This window comes from Duganella sp. Dugasp78 (assembly GCF_059491455.1).
In genome coordinates this window covers 6,365,856-6,382,537 of the sequence record NZ_CP168506.1, presented here as the reverse complement: position 1 = coordinate 6,382,537, position 16,682 = coordinate 6,365,856, and the positions used below count along the sequence as shown (strand labels likewise).

General features: G+C 64.1%; 16 protein-coding genes. 11 read left to right on the top strand and 5 right to left on the bottom strand.

Annotated features, from left to right (window positions below; genetic code table 11):
• From cbiE to ACEN9O_RS28240, 6 genes are read left to right on the top strand one after another with little or no spacing between them, the layout of a single operon-like run.
• On the top strand, nt 1-1,323 hold the full coding sequence (cbiE, locus tag ACEN9O_RS28265; protein ID WP_495615113.1) for a precorrin-6y C5,15-methyltransferase (decarboxylating) subunit CbiE: 1,323 nt from the start codon (nt 1-3) through the stop codon (nt 1,321-1,323).
• Nucleotides 1,316-2,122 carry a precorrin-2 C(20)-methyltransferase gene (gene cobI, locus ACEN9O_RS28260; protein WP_495615112.1) on the top strand — a complete coding sequence of 269 codons (807 nt, stop codon included), beginning with the start codon at nt 1,316-1,318 and terminating at the stop codon, nt 2,120-2,122. The genes cbiE and cobI overlap by 8 nt, the downstream gene beginning before the upstream one ends.
• Nucleotides 2,119-2,880, top strand: a complete 762-nt coding sequence (locus tag ACEN9O_RS28255; protein WP_495615111.1) for a cobalamin biosynthesis central domain-containing protein — start codon at nt 2,119-2,121, stop codon at nt 2,878-2,880. Before cobI ends, ACEN9O_RS28255 begins: the two co-directional genes overlap by 4 nt.
• Nucleotides 2,877-3,281, top strand: coding sequence for a cobalamin biosynthesis protein (locus ACEN9O_RS28250; protein WP_495615110.1), 405 nt, complete (start codon nt 2,877-2,879; stop codon nt 3,279-3,281). The genes ACEN9O_RS28255 and ACEN9O_RS28250 overlap by 4 nt, the downstream gene beginning before the upstream one ends.
• Complete coding sequence (gene cobJ, locus ACEN9O_RS28245; protein ID WP_495615109.1) at nt 3,278-4,270, top strand: precorrin-3B C(17)-methyltransferase; 993 nt, start codon at nt 3,278-3,280, stop codon at nt 4,268-4,270. Before ACEN9O_RS28250 ends, cobJ begins: the two co-directional genes overlap by 4 nt.
• Nucleotides 4,267-4,650: a (2Fe-2S) ferredoxin domain-containing protein gene (locus tag ACEN9O_RS28240; RefSeq protein WP_495615108.1), complete on the top strand. Its 384-nt coding sequence runs from the start codon at nt 4,267-4,269 to the stop codon at nt 4,648-4,650. The genes cobJ and ACEN9O_RS28240 overlap by 4 nt, the downstream gene beginning before the upstream one ends.
• Here the strand turns inward: ACEN9O_RS28240 and ACEN9O_RS28235 are convergent.
• From ACEN9O_RS28235 to ACEN9O_RS28225, 3 genes are all read right to left on the bottom strand, one after another.
• The gene (locus tag ACEN9O_RS28235; protein ID WP_495615107.1) at nt 4,638-5,630 is read right to left on the bottom strand and encodes a porin; all 993 of its coding nucleotides are present in this window, start codon (nt 5,628-5,630) and stop codon (nt 4,638-4,640) included. The two genes, ACEN9O_RS28240 and ACEN9O_RS28235, sit on opposite strands and share 13 nt — an antisense overlap.
• Before the next feature lie 118 nt (nt 5,631-5,748).
• Nucleotides 5,749-7,182: an aspartate ammonia-lyase gene (locus ACEN9O_RS28230; RefSeq protein WP_495615106.1), complete on the bottom strand. Its 1,434-nt coding sequence runs from the start codon at nt 7,180-7,182 to the stop codon at nt 5,749-5,751.
• Between the two features lie 156 nt (nt 7,183-7,338).
• Nucleotides 7,339-8,235: a LysR substrate-binding domain-containing protein gene (locus ACEN9O_RS28225; RefSeq protein ID WP_495615105.1), complete on the bottom strand. Its 897-nt coding sequence runs from the start codon at nt 8,233-8,235 to the stop codon at nt 7,339-7,341.
• A 147-nt stretch (nt 8,236-8,382) separates the two neighbouring features.
• On the opposite strand from ACEN9O_RS28225, the gene cuyB reads away from it, so the two are divergent.
• A complete protein-coding gene (gene cuyB / locus ACEN9O_RS28220) occupies nt 8,383-9,870 on the top strand; it encodes a cysteate racemase (RefSeq protein WP_495615104.1) in 1,488 nt (495 codons plus the stop codon).
• Between the two features lie 51 nt (nt 9,871-9,921).
• Here cuyB and ACEN9O_RS28215 read toward each other — a convergent pair whose 3' ends face one another.
• Both ACEN9O_RS28215 and ACEN9O_RS28210 read right to left on the bottom strand, forming a co-directional pair.
• Complete coding sequence (locus ACEN9O_RS28215) at nt 9,922-10,797, bottom strand: amino acid ABC transporter substrate-binding protein (RefSeq protein ID WP_495615103.1); 876 nt, start codon at nt 10,795-10,797, stop codon at nt 9,922-9,924.
• 62 nt (nt 10,798-10,859) lie between these two features.
• Complete coding sequence (locus ACEN9O_RS28210; RefSeq protein WP_495615102.1) at nt 10,860-12,128, bottom strand: dicarboxylate/amino acid:cation symporter; 1,269 nt, start codon at nt 12,126-12,128, stop codon at nt 10,860-10,862.
• Nucleotides 12,129-12,308: 180 nt separating this feature from the next.
• Between ACEN9O_RS28210 and ACEN9O_RS28205 the strand changes: the two genes are divergently transcribed.
• The 4 genes from ACEN9O_RS28205 to ACEN9O_RS28190 all read left to right on the top strand — a co-directional run bounded on the left by ACEN9O_RS28205 (nt 12,309) and on the right by ACEN9O_RS28190 (nt 16,479).
• The gene (locus ACEN9O_RS28205; protein ID WP_495615101.1) at nt 12,309-13,211 is read left to right on the top strand and encodes a LysR family transcriptional regulator; all 903 of its coding nucleotides are present in this window, start codon (nt 12,309-12,311) and stop codon (nt 13,209-13,211) included.
• Between the two features lie 106 nt (nt 13,212-13,317).
• Complete coding sequence (locus ACEN9O_RS28200) at nt 13,318-14,097, top strand: substrate-binding domain-containing protein (RefSeq protein ID WP_495615100.1); 780 nt, start codon at nt 13,318-13,320, stop codon at nt 14,095-14,097.
• Between the two features lie 58 nt (nt 14,098-14,155).
• Nucleotides 14,156-15,469 carry an MFS transporter gene (locus tag ACEN9O_RS28195; protein ID WP_495615099.1) on the top strand — a complete coding sequence of 438 codons (1,314 nt, stop codon included), beginning with the start codon at nt 14,156-14,158 and terminating at the stop codon, nt 15,467-15,469.
• A gap of 11 nt (nt 15,470-15,480) precedes the next feature.
• Nucleotides 15,481-16,479, top strand: a complete 999-nt coding sequence (locus ACEN9O_RS28190) for a porin (protein ID WP_495615098.1) — start codon at nt 15,481-15,483, stop codon at nt 16,477-16,479.
• The last annotated feature ends 203 nt before the right edge of the window (nt 16,480-16,682 follow it).

Below are 16,682 nucleotides of genomic sequence, written 5' to 3'. Positions count from 1 at the left end.
ATGCAAATACAAGACCCCAACCGCTGCCGTGTGATCGGTGTGCTCGACGACGGCGTCGCCGGCTTGAGCCAGACCGCGCTGGCCTTGCTGCGCAGCGCCGACGTGATTATCGGCGGCACGCGCACGCTGGCCTTGCTGGCGGCCGAGTTCAAGCCCCGCGCCGTGCGCCACGACCTCACCGGCAAACTGAAGGAAGTGCCGGAATGGGTGCGCGCCGCGCGCGCCGACCACCTGGCCTGCGTAGTGCTGGCAACCGGCGACCCGCTGTGCCACGGTATTGCGCCTTACCTGGCGCAGCATCTGTGCGTGGAAGCGCTGGAAATCCTGCCTAACCTGTCGACGCTGCAACTGGCTTGTGCACGCATCGGCCTGGCGTGGCAGGACGCCCGCATCGTCTCCGTGCACGCCAGGGACGCCGGCGAATGGCAGCGCGGCAGTGTGCCCGGCCATGGCCTGTATGCGCTGGCGCAGGCCGTGCGGCAGCATGCGCGTCTGCTGGTGCTCACCAGCCCTGACAATAGCCCCGACCGCATCGCCCGCCTGCTGCTGGCCGAGGGGCTGGGCGAGGATTTCCTGATGGCGGTGGCGGAAAACCTGTTGCAACCGGAAGAACGTGTGGTGGCGGAACTGACGCCGCAGCAGGCGGCCGGGATGCGTTTCGCCGCGCTCAACGTGGTGCTGCTGTGGCGCGTGACGCCGGCCGCGCGGCCGGTGCGCTTTGGCCTGGCCGATGCGCAGTTCGTGCAGCGGCAGCCGGAGAAAGGCTTGATCACCAAGCAGGAAGTGCGCGCGGTCAGCCTGGCGCGCCTGCAGCTGCGGGCCGACAGCGTAGTGTGGGACATCGGCGCCGGTTCCGGTTCGGTGGGCCTGGAGGCGGCGCGGCTTTGCCCGCAAGGCCACGTGTATGCGACTGAAAAAAACGAGGCGGATTTCGCCATCGCCGGCCAGAACCACGCCAGCTTCGGCGTCAGCAACTACAGCCTGTACCTCGGCAAGGCGCCGGAGGGACTCGACGCCTGGCCGGACCCGGACGCGGTCTTCATCGGCGGTTCCGGCGGCGAGCTGGCGGCGCTGATCGGCGGCGTGATGTCGCGCCTGCGCGCCGGCGGCGTGCTGGTGATGAACTTCGTCACGCTGGAAAACCTGGCCACCGCCACTGCCACGCTGCAGGCGCTGGAAGGCGTCGACTGGGATGTGCTGCAACTGCAGGCCGCGCGCAGCAAACCTATCCTGCACATGCACCGCATGGCGGCGGAAAACCCGGTGTGGATAGTCTGCGCGCGCCGTGCCGATGCGCCCAACAGGGAGGCCGGCGATGAGTGAGTCGATCCAGCCAGGCACCCTGTGGGGAATCTCGCTCGGCCCCGGCGATCCCGGCCTGATCACGCGCGCCGCGTGGGAAGCGCTGCAGCGCCGCGATACGATCTGGGTCTACCCGGCGCGCAGCGGCAAGACGCCCAGCTACGCGTTCGACATCGTGCAGCGCGCCGGCGCGACGCCGCCCGCGCAGCATACGCAGCTGCTGTTCCCGATGACGCACGACGGCGAAAAACTCGGCCGCGCGTGGCTCAAGGCCGCCGACACCGTGCTGCCATGGCTGCGCGCCGGCCGCGACGTGCTGTTCCTGGTCGAAGGCGACGCCAGCACCTACGCCACCTTCGGCCACCTGGCCCGCACGGTGAACGCGCTGGACGCCGGCGTGCCGGTGCGGATCGTCGCCGGGGTCAACGCCTTCACCGCCGCTTGCGCGCAGGTGCCGGTGCCGTTCGCCGAGCAGGACGACACGGTCGCCATCGTGCCCGCCGCCTACGGCGTCAGCGCGGTCGAGCGCCTGCTGCCGGACTTCGACACGCTGGTGCTGATGAAGGTGAAGCCTTTGATGGATGAGTTGATCGACTGGCTCGAACGGCGCGAGCTGCTGGCAGGCGCGCACTTCATCGAGCGCGTCGGCGCACCCGACGAGCGCCGCTTCAGCGGCCACGACATCCTCGCCCTGCGCGGCACAAAGGTCAGCTACCTGTCGCTGCTGATCGTCAAACACGCGCACCGCATCCGCGGTGAACGCATCAAGGGCTGCTTGAAGAAGGACAGCCCTCAACCCTTGTCCCTGGAGACCCTATGAGCAGCGCACCTGTCACCACCGAAGCACCACGCGTATGCCTGGTGGCCATCACCAAGCACGGCGCCGCGCAGGCCGCACGCCTGGCCGCCGATCTGCCGGAAGCCGCCATCTGCACCTCGGCCAAATTCGCCGCCGCGTTTGCCGGCGTGGACAACACCGTGCGCGCCTACGACGGCGCCCTGCGCGACGAGATCGGCCCGCTGTTCGCCGGCTACGATCAGATTATCTTCTTCGTTTCGCTGGGCGCCGTGGTGCGCCTGATCGCGCCCCACCTGCGCAGCAAGGACGAGGACCCTGGCATCATCGTCGTCGACGACGCCGGCCAGTATGTGATTCCGGTGCTGTCGGGCCACGTCGGCGGCGCCAACGAATGGAGCGAGCGCGTGGCCGACCTGCTGGGCGCGGCGCCCGTGCTGACCACCGCGTCCGACGTCGGCCGCACGATACCGGTCGATATCCTGGGCCGCCACCTGGGCTGGAAGGTCGAGGCGCCCAAGATCAACGTCACGCGCGTTTCCGCCCATGTGGTCAACGGCGAAGCGATCGCCTTCGTGCAGGAAGCGGGCAGCCCGGATTGGTGGACCCGTCCCACGCCGGTTCCGGACAACATCCACCGCTTTGCGCGCTTCGACGATGTGCCGCTGGAGCGTTACGCGGCGCTGCTGTGGGTCACGCACGCCGACGTTCCGGCCGAGCGCTGGGAGGCGCTGACCGAGCGCCTGGTGGTCTATCGTCCGCCGCTTGAAAGTGCGGCATGACGCAGTTCACCGTCGGCCTGGGCTGCGACCGCGGCGTGCTGCTGGAAACCATGCGCGAGGCGATGCAGGCGGCGCTGTCGGCTGCAGGCGCGCATGCCGGGCAGGTCGTGGCGGCCGCCAGCATCAGCTTGAAGAAGGACGAGACTGCGCTGCTGGCACTGGCTGCGGAAAACGGCTGGCCGCTGCATTTCTACGAAGCGCAGGAGCTGGCCGCCGTCGAGGTGCCGCACCCGTCCGAAACCGTGCGCCGCTACACCGGCACGCCGTCGGTGAGCGAGGCGGCGGCGCTGCTGGCTGCGGGACCGAATACGCCGATGACCGCGCTGGTCATCGAAAAACATAAACTCAGGGGCGCGGATGGCCGCAATGCCACCGTCTCCATCGCAAGGAAACAACCATGAACGAAGCATACGTCCCGACCGCCGGCAAGATCATGCTGGTGGGCATAGGCCCCGGCAGTGTCGACCACATGACCAAGCGCGCGCGCGACGCCATCGCCGAAGCCGACGTGGTGATCGGCTACGTCACCTACATCAAGCTGGTGGCGGATCTTATCGAAGGCAAGGAAATCATCCGCAAGTCCATGACCGAGGAGTTGGACCGCGCCGTCAGCGCACTGGAGGCGGCGCGCGCGGGCAAGAAGGTGGCGTTGATTTCGTCCGGCGATGCGGGCGTGTACGGCATGGCCGGGCCGACGTTCGAGGTGCTGTTCCAGTCCGGCTGGACGCCGGACGATGCGGTGCAGGTCGAGATCATCCCCGGCGCCTCGGCGCTGAACAGCTGCGCGGCGCTGGTCGGCGCGCCGCTGACGCACGACTTCTGCGCGATTTCGCTGTCGGACCTGCTGACGCCGTGGCCGACCATCGCCCGCCGCCTGGACGCGGTGGCCAGCGCCGATTTCGTCGTCGCGCTGTACAACCCGAAGAGCGGCCGCCGCACGCGCCAGATCCTGGAGGCGCAGCGCCTGTTTCTGCGCCACCGCCGTGCGGATACGCCGGTGGCCATCGTCAAGAGCGGGTATCGCCGCCGCCAGAACATCGTCTTCACCACGCTGGACTCGATGGCGGACGCGGACATCGGCATGCTCAGCACCGTCCTGATCGGCAACAGCAACACCTTCGTGCGGCATGGCCTGATGGTCACGCCGCGCGGCTATGCCAACAAGTACGACATGGAGGAGGGAGGCGCCACGCGCGAGGGCGAGCGCGCGGGCCGTTCGCTGTCCACAGGCCTGCTGGGCTGGCTGGAAACGCTGCATGCCGAGCACGCGGCCGGCGACAGCATCGCCACGCTGGCGGCGCGCCATCGCCTGCCGGCCGACTACATCCGCGATACCTTGAACGAGCCGGTAGAGGCTGAAGCGGTCACTGGCGAGGAGAGCGAAGCATGAGTGAAGCCGTCGTCAAGCCGAAGATCGGCCATTACCATCGTCATCTGCTGATCTGCACCGGCCCGCGTTGCAGCGGAGACGGCGTATCGCAGTCGCTGTTCGACAGCCTGGGCGCCAAGTTCAAGGCTGCGGGGCTGGACGCCGGCGAGTTGCGCGTCAAGCGTAGCAGGGTGGGGTGTTTTGCCGCCTGCAAGGGCGGCCCCATCGTCTGCGTGCAGCCTGACGGCACCTGGTACTACAACGTCACGCCCGAGAACATGGACCGCATCATCGATGACCACTTGTGCAACGGAAGACGGGTCGAGGAGCTGGTGTTCCACCAGGCCGCCCCGCCAGGCTTGGCGGGGTCGTCCGGAGCGCAGGAAAATCAGAATCGATGACGGATGCCGATATCGGTGCCAGTGTTACCGGTCCCCGCATCCGTGCCATTGCCCACCGTATAGCTGGCGCCGTTGCGGTTGTTGATATGGCCGTAGCTCAGATAAAGGTCGGTCCGCTTGGATAAGCTGTACAGATAAGCTGCAGCCCACTGATGCGCGTCCTTGTTGGCGGCAGTTTGATCATTGTGACGGATGTACGAAGCAAGCACGGTGTGCACGCCGCTGGACCAGGTGCCGCCCAGCACATCGTCCTTGCCGCGGGCGCCGGCCAGGCCGTGGGTGATGCCGTGCGCGTAGTCCACACTGAATGCGCCGACCTTGTACTTCACCACGGCCAGGCTGTAGCGCGAGGCGTCGCTGGCGTCGGCGTTTTCCTTGATGTGGTTGGTCAGCGTCACGTTGAGCGGGCCGTCCACGTAGCTGAGCGCCGCGCCCAGGGTGCGGTTCTTGCTGCTGTCGCCGGCGGTTTCGCCCGCGCCGTAAGCCAGGTCGGCGGCAAAGCCCATGTAGCGCGGCGTCTTGTATTCCACCATATTGTCGACCCGCGTGTTGCCCGGAATGATGTTGGTGACGTTGCCGGCCAAGCCGATTTCAAACGGGTCCACGACATCGCGCAACGTGGTGTACAGCGGCGAATACTGGCGCCCCAGCGAAATGGCGCCGTATTTGGTGGACAAGCCGACGAAGGCCTGGCGGCCGAACAGCAGCCCGCCCTGGCCGGCGCTGCCGGTATCGATGTTGTAGCCATTTTCCAGCTGGAAGAATGCGCTGACGTCGCCGCCGAGATTTTCCGTGCCCTTGAAGCCCAGGCGGGAGCCGGAGCCCACGCCGCTGCTCACGCGGCTGACGCTGCCGGCGGCGCCGCCGGTTTCGCGTACCAGGCCGGCGTCGGCGATACCGTAGATGGTGACATTGGACTGCGCCGACGCGATGCCGCAAAGGGATGCGATGAGCGCGAGGCAGGTGGCTTGTGATTTCATGTGTTCTCCCAGTTTTGAAACGTTGTTATAAAAAGATGAGAAAGGACGGATGACAGGCGTGCGCGTCCCCCTGCGCCCGCCAGGGCGCCTGTCCGTCAAGACAATCGGGTAGGGCGGCTTAGCGCGCCGTCGCTGCGGCCAACGGCGACAGCCGGGGGCTGGTCAACTGGGCGGGCTGCAAGAGTTGAATCAGCTCGGATTCGGTCAACAGGCCTTGTTCGACGACCAGTTCCGCCACGCCACGGCCGCTGCTGAGCGCAAGTTGAGCGATACGCGTGGCGGCTTCGTAGCCGATGTAGGGATTCAATGCGGTCACCAGGCCGATGGATCTTTCCACGCTCGCCTGCAGGGCGGAGCGATTGGCGGTGATGCCATTGATGCAGCGCGTCGCCAGCAGGGTGCATCCCGCCGTGAGGTGGCTGATACTCTTGAACAGGCTGTAGCCGATGATGGGTTCGAAAGCGTTCAACTGCAGCTGGCCGGCCTCGGCGGCGAAGCTGACCGTAACGTCGTTGCCCAGCACTTCAAAGGCGATCTGATTGACCACCTCGGGAATCACGGGATTGACTTTTCCGGGCATGATGCTGGAGCCGGCCTGCATGGCCGGCAGGTTGATCTCGCCGAAGCCGGAGCGCGGTCCGCTCGACAGCAGGCGCAGATCGTTGCAGATCTTCGACAGCTTCAGTGCCACCCGCTTCAGTACGCCGGACAGCTGGACGAAGGCGCCCACGTCCTGGGTCGCCTCGATCAGGTCTATCGAGGTCGACAGCGGTGCGCCGCTGACCTGGCGCAGCGCCGCGCACACCAGCCTGGCGTAATCGGGATGGGCATTGATGCCGGTGCCGATGGCCGTGGCGCCCAGGTTGATCTCGCACATCAGCATCGCGGCCTCGCACAGGCGTTCCTGGTCTTCGGACAGCATCACGGCATAGGTGGCAAACTCCTGGCCCAGGGTCATGGGTACCGCGTCCTGCAGCTGGGTGCGTCCCATCTTGATGACATCCGCGAACTCAATGGATTTGGCGCGGCACGCCAGTTTCAGCACTTCCATCGCCGCGATCAAATCATCCATCGCGCGATAGGTCGCCAGTCGCAGCGCGGTGGGGTAGACGTCATTGGTGCTCTGGCTCAGATTCACATGCTCGTTGGGATGGAGCACATCATAGGCCCCGCGCGGCTGCTGCAGTAGATCCAGTGCCAGGTTGGCGATCACCTCGTTGGCGTTCATGTTGGTGGAGGTGCCGGCGCCGCCCTGGATCATGTCGACCACGAAGTGCTGATGAAACTGGCCGTCGATGATTTGCCGGCAAGCGGCGACAATGGCGTCGAGATGCACGTCGCTCAACATCCCGAGCTTGTGGTTGGTCAGGGCCGCCGCCTGTTTGACCGTCGCCAGCGCGACGATCAGGCCTGGCCATTGCGAAATGGGCGTGCCGGAAATCGGGAAGTTTTCCAGCGCGCGCAATGTGTGGATGCCGTAATACGCATCTTCGGGCACGGCGCGTTCGCCAAGCAGGTCGTGTTCTATTCGTGTTGCCGTTGCCGTGGTCATGCTGTCTCTCCTTGCTTGAATTGGACTTCGCCGATGCCGCGTTGAGGTGCGGCTGATGGAAGTAATTCTAGAGACGCGATGCCTGGTATTTATGCTGATTCGGCATACATTCATTCCATACGGGAATGCAAGCCTTGCTGGCGCAAGCGCGCCGCTTCAGGATTGCTTCAGCGTCTCCCACAGGCGCTGCAAGGCCGGCTTGCGGTTGTCCAGCGCGCGGAACAGGCGGATCTCCATGGTCATATTCCACTGCTCGCCGCCGGCGGCCACCAGTTTGCCTTCGTTGAGTTCGCGCTTGATGCAGCTCTCGGGCAGCCAGGCCAGCCCGAGGCCGGACAAGGCCATCGTCTTCAGCAACTCCGCCAGGTCGGATTCGTAGGTATTGCTCAGGAAGCAGGGCTGATCCACGCGCGCGGCGATGCGCTCGACCACCCGCGCGAAGAAGGAGCCGGCGGTGTACGCCAGGTGCGAGGTCGGCGCCAGGCGGTTGCCGGGCAGGGGGAAGGCCGCGAAGCCGCTGCGCTTGGGGATGGAGACCGGCATCACGATCTCGCTGCCGAGATTGACGAATTCGAAGCGCGCGGGATCCAGTTCGATGGGCAGGTCGGAGTGGTAGTAGCACAACAGCAGATCGCAATTGCCTTCCACCAGCGACAGCACCGAATCGTGCACGTTGGCCGGCAGGACGCGCGTGCGCAATTGGCCTTGCCGCGCTTCGATGGCGCCCAGCCAATTGGGGAGGAAGTTCAGCGACAGCGTGTGGCCGGCCGAGATGCTGAGCATGTTCTCGTCCTTGCCTTCGATGCGCAACAGCGAGCGCGCGTCGTTCAGCAGGCGCATGGCGTCCGTGGCGGAGCTGCTGAAAAGCTTGCCGGCGGGCGTCAGGATCAGCGGGTAGGTGCTGCGATCGACCAGATCGGCGCCGACCCAGGCTTCCAGCGCACGGATACGGCGGCTGAGCGCGGACTGCGTCACATTGCGCTCCTGCGCCGAGCGCGAGAAGTTGCGCGTCTGAGCCAGACTCAGAAAATCTTCCAGCCATTTGATATCCATAGGTTCCAAAATCCGTGTGGGTTGAAGAGCTTAGCCGTCGCCGGATATTTTGCTATGCTTGTGTCGCATGAGGTCAGGTCTAAATTGCATAACCTGGTGGTCGGACTCGGATATTGTATGGAATGTCTCCCGGATACCACAAAGCTTATGTCTCATACATCTAAATTTCCCACCGCCGCCGATTCCGCGAAAACCTGCATCGGCATCATAGGCGGTCTCGGCGCGTTGGCGGGCGCAGACGTGCACGGCAAAATGTTGCGCAGTATCGCGGCAGGAGACCATGCCGACGACTATGCCGTTTTGTATGAGCAGCACCCGTTCCAGGGCGGGGACCGGCTGGAAGGCGGAACGCCTGAACTGGCCGGCCGCAAGCTCTACATCTACGACATGCTGCAGCACTATGAACAGGCGGGCGCGCACTGTGCGATGCTGCCTTGTTTTATCAGCCATACTTTCCTGCATCAATTACGCAATGAGCTGCGCCTGCCGATCATCAGTCTGATGGATGCCCTGTTGGCGGCGCTCCGGCAAAACAGCCCCCACGCGCGCACTGTGGGGGTGCTGACCTCCGACTATGTGCTTGGCCAGCGGTTGTTCGAACGGCATCTGGAACCGGCGGGCTATCGTGTGCTCTATCCGGCGCCGCGGATACAGCGGGATTGCGTGATGGAGGCGGTGTACGGTCCCGGCGGGCTCAAAGCCCATGACCGCTCTCCGGCGGCGGTGGCGTTGCTGCTGGAGGCGTGCCATGACCTGATGGCGCAAGGCGCGGATCTGATCGTGCCGGGCACGACGGAAATCGCCATGATATCGAGCCTGCTCAACGTGGCCGGCATACCGGCGATGGACAGCAACCAGGCCTATGTCGACCACGCGCTCACGATCCGCGAGCAGATGCCGCCTCAGTCTTTCAAGATCGGCATCATCGGCGGCGTTGGTCCGGCCGCGACGGTTGATTTCATGGACAAGATCATCGTGAACACGCACGCCGGCCGCGATCAGGAGCACGTCAAACTAATCGTCGAGCATAACCCGCAGATCCCCGACCGCACCGCCAACCTGATCGGCGACGGCGAGGATCCGACGCTGGCCATCTATGCCGCCTGCAAGCGCCTGGAAGCCAATCATGCCGACCTGATCGCGATTCCCTGCAATACCGCCCACGCTTACCTGCAACGCATCAGCGGGCAGGTCGCCGTACCGATCATCAATATGCTGCACGAGACGGTGAGCCACATCGAACGGCATCACGCTGGCCATCGGCGCGTGGGCTTGCTGGCGACCAGCGGCACCATACAGAGCCGTGTCTATCATGACGCGGCGGCGGGCGCGCCGTTTGAGTTGCTGGTCCCGGACCAGGCCCACCAGGAATTGGTGATGCGCGCCATCTACGGCGAGCGGGGGATCAAGGCAGGCTATCTGGAGGGGGAGTGCAGGGACGATCTGATGCTGGCGCTGAGCCATCTGGTGCAAGCCGGCGCCAGCGTGGTGATACTGGGCTGCACCGAATTGCCATTGCTGTTGCGTGAAGACGCGGCGTTTCCGCTTGGTGAACTCAGTATCGTGCTGCTTGATCCCACCGCGATCCTGGCGCGCCGCTGCGTTGAACTGGCGCGAGGCGGTGCGCCAGCGTAAACGGGAAAACGGGCGGCCGCCGTTGCCGGCATGGCCGCCCGTTCGATTTATTTAATTAGCTTGGTTGTTCGGGTTTTTCAACAATTTCTTCAGCGCGTCGCTCATCGGGAACTGCAACGACGGCGTGATAAACCATTTGGCATATATCTTGTTGAACTCACCGCTAGCCACCAGCGCCGACAGCGTTCGATTGGCGATGGCGTGCAACTGAACATCCTGTTTTCTCATCATGATCCCCAGCGCATCGATCGAGATGGGTTCGCCAACCACCGCATAGTCCTTGGGATGAGTGGAGTGCGCGATATACTGCGCGAACTGGATATCGTCGCTGACAAACGCGTCGACCTTGCCGCTGTCGAGCGCCTGGAAACCGTCGGTGAAGTCCTTCACCCGCACGTAGTGGATGTTCAATCCCTGTTCCATATCGATTTTGCTCAGCAGCGGTGCCACGCTGGCGCCCTGTGCAATGGCGACGCGCTGTCCTTTCAACCCGGCCACGCTTTTGATGGTGCTGGAGGCATGCGTCAAAATCCGGCTCGATGTCACGAATGTCGTATTCGCGAAGGTGACCTGTTCCGCGCGCTCGCGGGTGTTGGTGGTTGAGCCGCATTCCAGATCGATCTCGCCATCCAGCAGTTTCTGGATGCGGTCGCTCGACTTGACCTCCACGTACGTTACCTTGAGGCTCTTCCCCAATTCCTTGCCGATGTTGTCGATGATGTGCGCGCACAGATCGAGTGTGTAACCGGTGGGGGCCGCGCTGCCGCTACGCATGGAAAACGGCACCGACACCGGGCGGTAGCCGACGGCGATGGTGCCGCTGGCCGCGATTTTTTGCAGCGTGCCTGCCGGGGTTTCCGCCTGGCAGAGCGTGGACATGCCGATGCAGAGCAGGGCGCCGATTGTGATTTTTGAAAAGCGGGACATAGATAACTCCATCAAAGTTAAAAGCCACCGGCTTGCCCGGTGGCTCAGTGTACATAGCTTGCTCAGGGGGCGGTGGCGATCACCGGGCGGTTTGCGGCATGGGCAACTGGACTGGACTCCCATTTGGACACGACTGCGGTGGCGATACCGTTGCCCAGTACATTGGTTGCGGTGCGCGCCATGTCGAAGATCTGGTCGATGCCCATGATGAGCAGGAGGCCGGCTTCCGGCAGCCCGAACATGGGCAGCACGGCCGCGACCACCACCAGCGAACCGCGCGGTACGCCCGCCATGCCTTTGCTACTCACCATCAAGACCAGAAGCATGGTCAGCTGCTGGGTGAGCGACATGTCGATGTTGTAGGCCTGGGCGATGAAGAGCGCGGCGAAGGCTTGGTACATCATGGAGCCGTCCAGGTTGAACGAGTAACCGAGAGGCAGCACGAAGCCGGTGATCTTGTTATCCAGGCCGAATTTCTCCAGCTGTTCCAGCAGTTTAGGATAAGCGGATTCGCTGCTGGCCGTCGAGAAGCCCAGCATGATGGGCTCGCGCAGCATGGTCAGCAGCTTAAAGACCCGCGGCCCGATGAAGGCGAAGCCGGCGCCGATCAGCACCGCCCACAGCACCGTCAGGGCCAGGAAGAAGCTGCCCAACAGCTTGCCGTAGGTGGCAATCGCGCCGAAGCCCTGGACGGTGATCGCCGCCGCCATGGCGGCAAACACGCCGAGCGGGGCGAAGCGCATCACGTAGCCGGTGAGGCGCAACATGACGCCCGAGACCTCGTCTGCGAATTTGACCACGGTGACCGCTTCCCCCGGCCGCGCGGATGCCACGGCGCAGCCAAAGAAGATGGAGAACACCAGGATCTGCAGGATTTCGTTATTCGCCATCGCTTCGAAGAAGCTCTTCGGAACGAGATGGGTCACGAAGTCCTTGAGGTTGAGGCTCGCGGTGCTCAGCTTGGTCGCTGCGCCCAGTTCGGGCAAAGGCAGACCCAGCGCCTGACCGGGATGCAGCAGATTGGAAAACAATAAACCCAGCGACAGTGAAATCAGCGAGGCCAGCACGAACCAGGTGAAGGCCTTGATGCCGATACGACCCAGGGCCTTGCCATCGCTCATGCTGGCGATGCCGCTGACGAGGGTGGCGAAGACCAGCGGAGCGATGATCATTTTGATCAGTCGCAGGAACAGGTCGGTGATCAGGCTGAAATACCCGGCGATATCCTTGGCGGCGGCAGCCGTGGCGGCCTGGCTGTGACAGACGGCCCCCACCGCTATCCCCAGGATCATCGCGATCATAATCCATGTAGTTAATTTAACGCTTCTCATGCTAGTCCCGCTCCCGATGTAAGAACTGTATTGATCTGTATTTTTAAGTGGCTCCTGCGGGCCGGCCGGTGGAGTATTTCCACGGGAAAACCTTGAGAGACGCACCTAGTGTAGGATCGCGGGACGGCCGATTTATGCTACTTCGGCATAAAACTATTCCGAAATGGAAAATTGGAAAACATGAGTCAGTTGCGTTTTGATTTAAGTGATTTGCGGGCGATGGTGGCGGTGGTGGAGCAGGGTGGCTTTCGCGCCGCCGCGACGGCCTTGCACCTGTCGCAGCCGGCGCTGTCGCGCCGCATCGCCAAGCTGGAAGAGGCGTTGAACGTCAAGCTGTTCGAGCGCAGCACCCGGCGCGTGTCGCTGACCTTGATGGGCCGCGAGTTCTTCGTGCGGGCGCTGGAGATCCTTGACGGCGTCGAACGTTCGCTGCACCAGATCAGCGACTTGTCCCGCACTTACTCAGGCCAGGTGACTGTCGCCTGTGTGCCGTCGGTGGCGCATCATTTCCTGCCGCCCATCCTGCAGCGCTTCCATGCCGCGCTGCCGGGCGTGCGCGTGCGCGTGGCCGACGAGGGCGCGCACGAGGTGTTGAACATCGTCGCCCGCGGCGAGGCCGATTTTGGCGTCAACTTTCTTGGCGCGGGCGAACCGGGCATCGGCTTCGAACCCATTCTCAAGGAACGTTTCGTCCTGGCTTGCCTGCCCGACCATCCGCTGGCGCGGCACAGCTCGGTCAGCTGGGACGATATCGGCAAATATCCGTACATGACCGTGGCCAAGTCCAGCGGCAACCGCCTGCTGCTGGACCAAGCCATGGCGCCGGCCGAGCAACGGCCGGCCTCGTTTATCGAGGTCCGCCACGTGTCGACCTTGCTGGAGCTGGTGCGCGCGGGACTGGGGGCTGCCGTGGTGCCCCAGCTGTCCATGCCGGGCGGCGCCACCGGCGCCATGCTGCGCGCCGTGCCCCTGACCGCGCCGGGCATCGAACGCACGCTGGGCATTATCCGCCGTTCCGGCCGGGTGTTCGCGCCGGCGGCCCAGCATTTGTATGAGGAACTGAAGGCGGCGCTGATCGCCTGATTGATGCCCGGTGGGTATCAATACGAAGAAAGTATGCATTTTACTTTCGTAATGAAGCTCCTGATAATGACCAGACAAAAATCTGATCATAAAACAGGAGATTCTCATGCTGACATCTATTGCACGCGCAGCCAAGCTGGCCGTTGTGCTGGCGTTCGCCATTCCGGCAGCCTCCGCCGAACAACTGGACGTCATGAATTCCGGCGGCTATACGGCGGCCTATCTTGCGCTCAAGCCGCGCTACGAGGCGGCCAGCGGCGACACGCTGGTCACCGCCTGGGGCCCGTCGATGGGCAAGTCGCCGGAGGCGATTCCCAACCGCCTGGCGCGCGGCGAGCCGGCCGATGTCGTCATCATGGTGGGCTACGCGCTTGACCAGCTGATCGCGCAGGGCAAGGTCGATCCGGCCAGCCGCACCGAGCTGGCCGACTCCCGCATCGGCATGGTGGTGCGCGCCGGCCACGCGCTGCCTGACATCTCGACTGTCGAGGCGTTCAAGGCGGCCTTGCTCGGGGCCGATTCGATCGCCTATTCCGACAGCGCCAGCGGAGTCTACATCGAGCGCGAGCTGCTGAAAAAACTCGACATCGAAGCGGCCGTCAAACCCAAGGCCCATATGGTGCAGAAGACTCCGGTCGCCATGCAGGTGGCGGAGGGCAAGTATGAGCTGGGCTTCCAGCAGGTCAGCGAGATCCTGCCGGTGCGCGGCGTCACCTTTGTCGCCCGCATCCCGGAGGCGGTGCAGAGCGTGACCCGTTTCGCCGCCGGCATCCCGGTGCAGGCGCGCCATCCCGAGGCCGCCCGCAAGCTGCTGCGCTTCCTGGCCGCGCCGGAGGCACGCGAGGCAGTGGTCGCCAGCGGCCTCGATCCTTTGCCGGGTAACTGAGCCTTCTCCAAGTTTTTTTCCCACCTGATGCCGCCGACGCGCGGCAAGCGAGATCACAATGACTGCCACTTCAACCAAGACGCAATCGCGCGTCGGCATGGTGCTGCGCGTTACCAGCGGCAATTTCATGGAAATGTTCGATTTTTTCCTGTTCGGGTTTTACGCGACGGCCATCGCCAAGGCGTTTTTCCCGTCCGATAACGAGGTCGCGTCGCTGATGATGACGCTGATGACCTTTGGCGCCGGCTTCCTGATGCGGCCGCTGGGCGCGATCATACTGGGTGCTTATGTCGACCGGGCCGGACGCCGCCAGGGCTTGATCGTCACGCTGGGCCTGATGGCGCTGGGAACGGTGCTGATCGCCTGCGTGCCCGGCTACGCCACCATCGGCGCGCTGGCGCCGGCGCTGGTGCTGATCGGCCGCTTGCTGCAGGGCTTTTCCGCCGGCGCCGAGCTCGGTGGCGTCTCGGTGTATCTCGCGGAGATGGCCACGCCGGGCCGCAAGGGCTTCTACGTCAGCTGGCAGTCGGCCAGCCAGCAGGTCGCGATCATCACCGCTGCCGCGCTGGGCTACGGCCTGAACCTGTGCTTCACCCCGGCGCAGATGGGGGCATGGGGCTGGCGCATTCCCTTCTTCATCGGCTGCCTGATCGTGCCGGTGCTGTTCGCGATCCGTCGTTCGCTGCAGGAGACCGAGGAGTTCCAGCGCCGCACCCATCGCCCGACCCTGCGCGCCATCCTGCGTTCGATGCTGGATAACTGGGGGCTGGTGCTGTCCGGCATGATGCTGGTGGCGCTGACCACGGTATCGTTCTATCTCATCACCATCTATACGCCGACCTTCGGCAAGACCGTGCTCAAGCTCAGCACCGGCGACAGCCTGATCGTGACGCTGTGCGTGGGCCTGTCCAACTTCATCTGGCTGCCGCTGATGGGCTCCTTGTCCGACCGGGTTGGCCGTCGCCCCCTGTTGCTGGTCTTTGCCTTGCTGACCGTCCTCACCGCCTATCCGGCCATGTGCTGGCTGGTGGCCGATCCGAGTTTTGGCCGGATGCTGGCGGTGGAGTTGTGGTTGTCCTTCCTGTACGCAAGCTACAACGGCGCGATGGTGGTGGCGCTGACCGAAGTGATGCCGGTGGAAGTGCGTACCGCGGGCTTTTCCCTGGCCTACAGCCTGGCCACGGCGCTGTTCGGCGGCTTCACCCCGGCCATCGCCACCGCGCTGATCGAGGCCAGCGGCGACAAGGGCGCGCCCGGGCTGTGGATGACGGCAGCGGCAGTGTGCAGCCTGGTCGCCACCTGGATGTTGTACCGCCGCAGCGATATGCGGCAGGCCGGCCGCAAGCCCATTGCGGTGTCCCCAATCAGATGAGAGAACAACACATGAAAAAATCATTAAAAATGCTGCTACTGCCTGCTGCGCTGTGGGCTGCAGGCGCGGCCGCACAGAGCAATGTGGCCGTGTACGGCATCGTCGATGTCGGCCTGGTACGCGAGAGCGGTACGCCGACCGGCAAGGTGACGAACTTGAATAGCGGGCTGGCCTCCGGCTCGCGCCTGGGCTTCAAGGGTATGGAGGATCTGGGCGGCGGCCTGAAGGCCAATTTCGTGCTGGAGAATGGTTTCAACGCCGACACCGGCATCGCCGGCCAAGGGGGGCTGCTGTTTGGACGCCAGGCCTTTGTCGGCCTGAGCGGCCAGTTCGGCGCTGTCACGCTGGGCCGGCAGTATTCGCCGTATTACAAGGCGCTGCGCGATGTCGGCGATCCTTTTGGCGCGGTCAGCCTGGCCGGGCGTGCCGGCAACCTGATGGCCACCAACACCCGCACCGACAATATGGTCGAGGTGATCACGCCGGAGATGGCCGGTTTCAGCGCGGACCTGGCCTATGGCGCAGGCGAGACCGGCGGCGACAACGCACGCAACCGTATGCTGGGCGGCGCGCTGGCCTATGCCGGCGGCCCGCTCAAGGCGCAACTGGCTTTTCACCAGATTAATAACGCCGTGGCCACCGACCATGTCAACAACACCATCCTGGTGGCCAGCTACGACTTCGGTGCGCTGATGGTGCATGCGGCGGGCGCTGTCAACCGCGGTCCCGGGCTGGAGGACAGCCGTGATTTCACCGCCGGCGTCACCGTGCCTTTCGGCGTCAACAAGGTGCTGTTCTCCGCGGTCCATCACGACGACCGCACCAAGGTCAACAAGGATGCGCAGCAATGGGGTATCGCCTACCTGCGGGCGCTGTCCAAGCGCACCGACCTGTACGCATCGTACGCGACCATCGACAATCGCAACGGCGCCGTCTTCAAGGTCGGCAACGCCACCGACAAGGGGACCGGCTCCAAGGCGCTCGACCTGGGTCTGCGCCACACGTTCTAATCGTTGGATTGCTTCGATGACTTTGCCACGAGGGTGACGTGACACGCGCGGGCGAGCAGGGGCGCGGCGGCGGCCAAGGAAATCGAGGCCTTGACATCGCCTGCCTTGCCGACTCCGCGCTGCATTCATCACAATCAGTACCTCTTCTGACATTTTAGCGTTCATTTAAACGCTAAAAATAGATTATACTAAAACTCTAAATG

Bases quoted from the DNA above. Each gene is read 5' to 3' on its own strand.
- ACEN9O_RS28240 (WP_495615108.1), top strand. From the start codon at position 4,267: ATGAGTGAAGCCGTCGTCAAGCCGAAGATCGGCCATTACCATCGTCAT.
- ACEN9O_RS28210 (WP_495615102.1), bottom strand. From the start codon at position 12,128: ATGAGAAGCGTTAAATTAACTACATGGATTATGATCGCGATGATCCTG.
- ACEN9O_RS28250 (WP_495615110.1), top strand. From the start codon at position 2,877: ATGACGCAGTTCACCGTCGGCCTGGGCTGCGACCGCGGCGTGCTGCTG.
- ACEN9O_RS28225 (WP_495615105.1), bottom strand. From the start codon at position 8,235: ATGGATATCAAATGGCTGGAAGATTTTCTGAGTCTGGCTCAGACGCGC.
- cobI (WP_495615112.1), top strand. From the start codon at position 1,316: ATGAGTGAGTCGATCCAGCCAGGCACCCTGTGGGGAATCTCGCTCGGC.
- cbiE (WP_495615113.1), top strand. From the start codon at position 1: ATGCAAATACAAGACCCCAACCGCTGCCGTGTGATCGGTGTGCTCGAC.
- ACEN9O_RS28230 (WP_495615106.1), bottom strand. From the start codon at position 7,182: ATGACCACGGCAACGGCAACACGAATAGAACACGACCTGCTTGGCGAA.
- ACEN9O_RS28215 (WP_495615103.1), bottom strand. From the start codon at position 10,797: ATGTCCCGCTTTTCAAAAATCACAATCGGCGCCCTGCTCTGCATCGGC.
- cuyB (WP_495615104.1), top strand. From the start codon at position 8,383: ATGTCTCATACATCTAAATTTCCCACCGCCGCCGATTCCGCGAAAACC.
- ACEN9O_RS28205 (WP_495615101.1), top strand. From the start codon at position 12,309: ATGAGTCAGTTGCGTTTTGATTTAAGTGATTTGCGGGCGATGGTGGCG.
- ACEN9O_RS28200 (WP_495615100.1), top strand. From the start codon at position 13,318: ATGCTGACATCTATTGCACGCGCAGCCAAGCTGGCCGTTGTGCTGGCG.
- ACEN9O_RS28235 (WP_495615107.1), bottom strand. From the start codon at position 5,630: ATGAAATCACAAGCCACCTGCCTCGCGCTCATCGCATCCCTTTGCGGC.
- ACEN9O_RS28195 (WP_495615099.1), top strand. From the start codon at position 14,156: ATGACTGCCACTTCAACCAAGACGCAATCGCGCGTCGGCATGGTGCTG.
- ACEN9O_RS28190 (WP_495615098.1), top strand. From the start codon at position 15,481: ATGAAAAAATCATTAAAAATGCTGCTACTGCCTGCTGCGCTGTGGGCT.
- cobJ (WP_495615109.1), top strand. From the start codon at position 3,278: ATGAACGAAGCATACGTCCCGACCGCCGGCAAGATCATGCTGGTGGGC.
- ACEN9O_RS28255 (WP_495615111.1), top strand. From the start codon at position 2,119: ATGAGCAGCGCACCTGTCACCACCGAAGCACCACGCGTATGCCTGGTG.